We start from the raw sequence: 2206 nt of genomic DNA, 5'->3' as shown, positions 1-2206 counted from the left end.
CCCACATTCTCCAAGTAAGTCGCTGATTTCGCTGTCGTAATCGTGATATTTCGCATATAAATCATGGCGTTGACGGCTGCGAGGGGCGCGTTTCATGGATCACCTGGAGGGTGCGGGCTTGGCGCGGGGAGATCGGGTTGATTTCGACCGCCGTGTGCGTCTGGAGTTCCGTGGTGCGCAGATCAGTTCAGACGGTGGCCTGCTGGTGATGCGCGAGCTTGATGACGTGCTCGGCCTGTCCAATCTGGCGTCGGAGGCGCTGCGAGACAGCCGCACCGGGAAGAACACGCTCCATCGGCTTGACGGATTGTTCCGGCAATCGGTGTTCGGACGACTGGCCGGATACGAGGATGTGAACGATGCCGACCGCTTGGCCCTCGATCCCGTGATGCGTCAGGTCGTTGGCGGCAGGGCCGTTGGGGCGCAAGCTGCTTCGGCATCGCAGATGGGACGGTTCGAGACCGAGACGCTGGCTCTGGCCGCGAACCGGGCGGCGCTGGCCGATCTGAACGGCCAATGGATCGACCGGTTTCATGACCGCAACGGGTTGAAATACATCGTGCTGGACATGGACAGCTCGGTCAGCCCCACCCACGGCGATCAGGAAGGTGCTGCCTGGAACGGGCATTTCGACTGCACCTGCTATCACCCCATCTTCTTGTTCAACCAGTTTGGCATGCTGGAGCGCTGCGCCCTGCGTAACGGCAATGTCCACAGCGCCGATGGCTGGCGGGATGTCCTTGATCCCGTCATTGCCCGATATGCTGGCCGCGACCTTGGTGGACGCTTCTTCCGGGCCGACGCTGCCTACGCGATCCCCGCGATCTATATGCGGCTGGAAGAAGCCAGGTTCTTCTACGCCATCCGTCTGCCCGCCAACGCCGTCTTGCGCGAGAAGATCGCGCATCGGCTGACACGGCCCGTGGGACGGCCTTCGCTGACCAAGGTCAAACGGTTCTTCGAGGACTTCGAGTATCAGGCGGCGTCCTGGGACAAGCCGCGCCGCGTCATCGCCAAGATCGAATGGCATCCGGGCGAGCTGTTCCCCAAAGTCGGCTTCATCGTCACCAACCTGCCGATGGAGCCAGACTGGGTGGTGAGGTTCTACAACCAGCGCGGCACCGCAGAGCAGCACATCAAGGAAGGCAAATATGCCTTTCGCTGGACGCGGCTGTCATGCCGGAAGTTCCGGCACAACGAGGTGCGGCTGCAACTGCACGCGCTGGCCTACAACCTGGCAACCTTCCTGCGCTGCATCGAACTGCCCGAGGCCATGGCGGACTGGTCGTTGACCAGCCTGCAACTCAAGCTGATCAAGATCGGCGCCCGCGTCGTCCGCCACGCCCGCGCCATTACCTTCCAGTTGGCCGAGGTCGCCGTCACCGGCCCGATGGTGCGGGCCGTCCTTGTCGCCATCCGCCGTCTTCGAACGCCTCCGTCATGCGCATGACCACGATCCATGCCCAAGCTGAACGAAAGCGGCAGGACAGGTCCGTCTGCCGCGCGGAAAAGCGGCTCTGCCGGGCCAGAATGCTGCGGGTTCGAGGCTTGATCCACCCGAGTTCGGCCGTTTGCGCGACGACAGACACCGCTCGGGGCGAAAAACGCTTGCCCAGCGAGCAAAATCAGGCGATCTTGAAGTCAAGCGGCAGGCCACTTGGGGAATGTCGGGCAGGATGCGGTAGTCTGCTGTCTGATCATGTTAGCATCGCCCTGCCTGACATTCGTATAAGCTGCGCGAGGTTAACCGATCCCAATGCTTGACAAGAAGCATCTATTTTTTTGTTAGCTCACTCCGAATATCATCAATTTTTTGCTCTATCGAATTACAAGCGAATAGCAAAATAGAAATGATTACGGCTAGGGAGCCAAAAATTATCAGTGCATCCGCCAATACCTCTTGCCACGAAGACTGATGATATTTAATTACGATACCCCCCCCACTATTGCGGTCACATACCACCCGAAGCGCGTGTTCATCAAATCATCTAAGGCATTCAACATGTCATCAGGTCCGTTTTGGTAGAGAAAACAGTTTCGAACTATCCAGCTTTTTTTGTCTAGGCTCCAGACTCATTGAGTTTCACAGCCAGAACAGAACGGTTGCGGCGAGCATGATCGCGGAGAAGAACGTTTCCGGGCACCGGTCGTATCGCGTGGCGACGCGCCGCCAGTCCTTGAGGCGCCCGAACATGATCTCGATGCG

The 2206-nt window shown here is 59.1% G+C and carries 2 protein-coding genes; one reads left to right on the top strand and one right to left on the bottom strand.

Features of this window, described 5'->3' with window-relative positions:
- Positions 1 to 94 precede the first annotated feature (94 nt).
- Positions 95 to 1450 (top strand): IS1380-like element ISPme1 family transposase, encoded by a 1356-nt coding sequence (locus EV657_RS21370; RefSeq protein ID WP_134079877.1) that lies wholly within the window; start codon positions 95 to 97, stop codon positions 1448 to 1450.
- Positions 1451 to 2083: 633 nt separating this feature from the next.
- On the opposite strand, the gene EV657_RS21365 is transcribed toward EV657_RS21370, so the two are convergent.
- Positions 2084 to 2206 (bottom strand): transposase (locus EV657_RS21365; protein ID WP_166673772.1); only part of this gene is annotated, 123 nt, incomplete at its 5' end.

Source organism: Rhodovulum visakhapatnamense (assembly GCF_004365965.1).
GTDB lineage: Bacteria > Pseudomonadota > Alphaproteobacteria > Rhodobacterales > Rhodobacteraceae > Rhodovulum > Rhodovulum visakhapatnamense.
This window is presented reverse-complemented; position numbering and strand designations above follow the sequence as displayed.

Coding starts and splice junctions, on each gene's coding strand:
- EV657_RS21370 (WP_134079877.1), top strand. CDS start 95: ATGGATCACCTGGAGGGTGCGGGCTTGGCGCGGGGAGATCGGGTTGAT.